The sequence below is a fragment of the Yoonia sp. genome (genome assembly GCF_036007805.1).
In the GTDB taxonomy this organism is placed as follows: Bacteria; Pseudomonadota; Alphaproteobacteria; order Rhodobacterales; family Rhodobacteraceae; genus Yoonia.
Window position 1 is genome coordinate 1 of record NZ_DASYOK010000247.1, and the last position, 2,606, is coordinate 2,606.

At 54.8% G+C, this 2,606-nt stretch carries 4 protein-coding genes; all 4 read left to right on the forward strand.

All coding sequences use genetic code 11. The annotated features are described in order from the left end of the window. The first annotated feature begins 382 nt into the window (after positions 1 to 382). The 4 genes from rpsJ to VGP75_RS13350 are packed head-to-tail and all read left to right on the forward strand — an operon-like array spanning position 383 to position 2,471. Positions 383 to 694, forward strand: a complete 312-nt coding sequence (gene rpsJ, locus VGP75_RS13335; protein WP_055295556.1) for a 30S ribosomal protein S10 — start codon at positions 383 to 385, stop codon at positions 692 to 694. 12 nt (positions 695 to 706) lie between these two features. After that, the gene (rplC, locus tag VGP75_RS13340; RefSeq protein ID WP_327544139.1) at positions 707 to 1,558 is read left to right on the forward strand and encodes a 50S ribosomal protein L3; all 852 of its coding nucleotides are present in this window, start codon (positions 707 to 709) and stop codon (positions 1,556 to 1,558) included. Next, a complete protein-coding gene (gene rplD / locus VGP75_RS13345; protein ID WP_110277997.1) occupies positions 1,558 to 2,178 on the forward strand; it encodes a 50S ribosomal protein L4 in 621 nt (206 codons plus the stop codon). The genes rplC and rplD overlap by 1 nt, the downstream gene beginning before the upstream one ends. Continuing rightward, positions 2,175 to 2,471, forward strand: coding sequence for a 50S ribosomal protein L23 (locus VGP75_RS13350; RefSeq protein WP_008236551.1), 297 nt, complete (start codon positions 2,175 to 2,177; stop codon positions 2,469 to 2,471). The genes rplD and VGP75_RS13350 overlap by 4 nt, the downstream gene beginning before the upstream one ends. Positions 2,472 to 2,606: the final 135 nt, after the last annotated feature.

Sequence of the window (2,606 nt, forward strand, 5' to 3'; positions counted from 1 at the left end):
CTCAAAGCACTGATCAGAAAAGACGCGGCTCGAACATACGATGACCTCTGGCAAGCCGTCGGACGTGTTTGCGACCTGTTCTCAGAAGAGGAATGCTATAACTTCTTCAGAGCAGCAGGCTATGAGGCAAATTAACTGCAACATGCTCTAACTTGGCTTAAAGCCGACATTGGTTGGTAAATGTCAAACCCAAGTTGCGTTAGAATATGATCCAATGAGCCAAACCCCCTTTACACACCCGCCGACTCCCCCTATACGCCCGCTATCCAACAAGGGTGCGCTTTGCGTGCCCTTTCTATATTGGACATAAAAGACGCGATGAGGGCTCTGGATGAGCCATGGTCCTCCTCTCCGATCTAGGCCCTAATCAAAGGGTGATGACATGGCAGCCAGCCAAAACATCCGTATTCGCCTGAAGGCGTTTGATTTCCGCGTACTTGATGCAAGCACCGCCGAAATCGTCAGCACAGCAAAGCGCACTGGCGCATCTGTGCGTGGACCGATCCCACTTCCAAACAAGATCGAAAAGTTCACTGTTCTGCGTGGACCCCACGTTGACAAGAAATCCCGCGATCAGTTCGAGATCCGTACGCACAAGCGCCTTCTCGACATCATCGACCCAACACCGCAAACTGTGGACGCGCTGATGAAGCTCGACCTGGCTGCCGGCGTTGACGTCCAGATTTCTGTATAAGGAGTAGATCATATGCTCCGTACAGGACTTATCGCAAAGAAAGTCGGCATGACCCGACTGTTCATGGAAGACGGTCGTCAGATCCCTGTGACTGTGCTTGCTCTGGAAAACCTGCAGGTTGTTGCACAGCGTACTGCTGACACCAATGGCTATACAGCTGTCCAGCTGGGTGCAGGCAATGCCAAAGCCAAGCGCACATCCAAAGCGATGCGCGGCCACTTTGCTGCGGCCAAGGTAGAACCCAAGCGCAAGGTCGCCGAGTTCCGCGTTGCCCCCGAAAACATGATCAATGTCGGTGAAACACTGACGGCGAACCACTACTTCGAAGGTCAGTATGTTGACGTGTCCGGCACATCTATCGGTAAAGGTTTTGCCGGTGCCATGAAGCGTCACAACTTTGGCGGTTTGCGCGCGACACACGGTGTGTCCGTGTCCCACCGTTCGCATGGTTCGACCGGTCAGTGTCAGGATCCGGGCAAGGTTTTCAAAGGCAAGAAGATGGCCGGCCACATGGGTTCTGCCCGCGTGACCACACAGAACCTGCAAGTTGTGAAAACAGATGCCGACCGTGGTGTTATCATGGTCAAAGGCGCCGTTCCCGGCTCCAAGGGTGGCTGGGTCACAATCAAGGATGCGGTGAAGAAGCCAACGCCTGAGAACGTGATTTACCCTGCTGGCCTGCAGTCCATGGACGAAGAAGCCAAGCGTCTGGCTGAAGAAGCTGCTGCCGCTGCTGCCGCTGAAGAGGAAGCTGCTGCAAAGGCCGCTGCTGAAGCAGAACAGGCCGCATTGGAAGCTGCTGAAGCAGAAGCTGCAACTGAAGCCCCGGCAGAGGATGCCGCACCAGAAGAAGGTGAGAAATAATGAAGGCTGATGCAATCAAACTGGACGGCAAGGCAGCTGGTTCCGTCGAACTGAACGACGAAATCTTCGGTCTTGAGCCGCGCAAGGATATCTTGCACCGCGTCGTTCGCTGGCAGCGCAACAAGGCAATGGCAGGTACACATGATGTGCTGGGTCGTTCCGAGGTGAGCTATTCCACCAAGAAGATCTACCGCCAGAAGGGCACCGGTGGCGCACGTCACGGCTCGCGCGGCGCGCCGATCTTCCGTTCCGGTGGTACATACAAGGGGCCAACACCCCGTAGCCACGCGCATGACCTGACAAAGAAGTTCCGCAAGCTTGGTCTCAAGCACGCCCTGTCCGCGAAAGTGGCCGCAGGCGAGCTGGTGATCGTTGACACCATCGACGTCAAAGACGCCAAGACCGGTGCACTGGCCAAAATGGTCGGCAATCTGGGCTGGAAGCGTGCGCTGATCATCGACGGTGCCGAAGTGAACGCAAACTTCGCCAAGGCCGCCGCCAACATCACAACCATTAACGTTCTGCCATCCATGGGCGCGAACGTTTACGACATCCTCAAGTCGGACACACTCGTCCTGACCAAAGCAGGTGTCGAAGCTCTGGAGGCCCGTTTGTCATGAACGCCAAGGCAGAACACTACGACGTGATCCGCAAGCCGATCATCACCGAGAAAGCAACAATGGCTTCTGAAGCCAATGCCGTTGTTTTCGAAGTGGCCATCGACGCGAACAAACCGATGATCAAGGAAGCCGTTGAAAGCCTCTTTGGTGTAAAGGTCAAAGCGGTCAACACATCGATCACCAAAGGTAAAGTGAAGCGCTTCCGCGGGTCGCTGGGCACACGCAAAGACGTGAAAAAAGCCTATGTGACGCTTGAAGAAGGCAACACGATTGACGTGAGCACCGGTCTGTAAGATCGGTTCGCTATGAAGTTAGAAAGGCCCTCGCAGTGCGGGGGCCTTTTTCGTTTGGGGGTTAAGCAATTATTGACAATTCAACGCTATACGCATAAAAGAAAAAGGGCTCCCGGTTGTCGAATACGTCGGTAG

What these genes read in the sequence shown, in the direction of transcription:
- VGP75_RS13350 (WP_008236551.1), top strand. Translation starts at nt 2,175, where the DNA reads ATGAACGCCAAGGCAGAACACTACGACGTGATCCGCAAGCCGATCATC.
- rplD (WP_110277997.1), top strand. Translation starts at nt 1,558, where the DNA reads ATGAAGGCTGATGCAATCAAACTGGACGGCAAGGCAGCTGGTTCCGTC.
- rpsJ (WP_055295556.1), top strand. Translation starts at nt 383, where the DNA reads ATGGCAGCCAGCCAAAACATCCGTATTCGCCTGAAGGCGTTTGATTTC.
- rplC (WP_327544139.1), top strand. Translation starts at nt 707, where the DNA reads ATGCTCCGTACAGGACTTATCGCAAAGAAAGTCGGCATGACCCGACTG.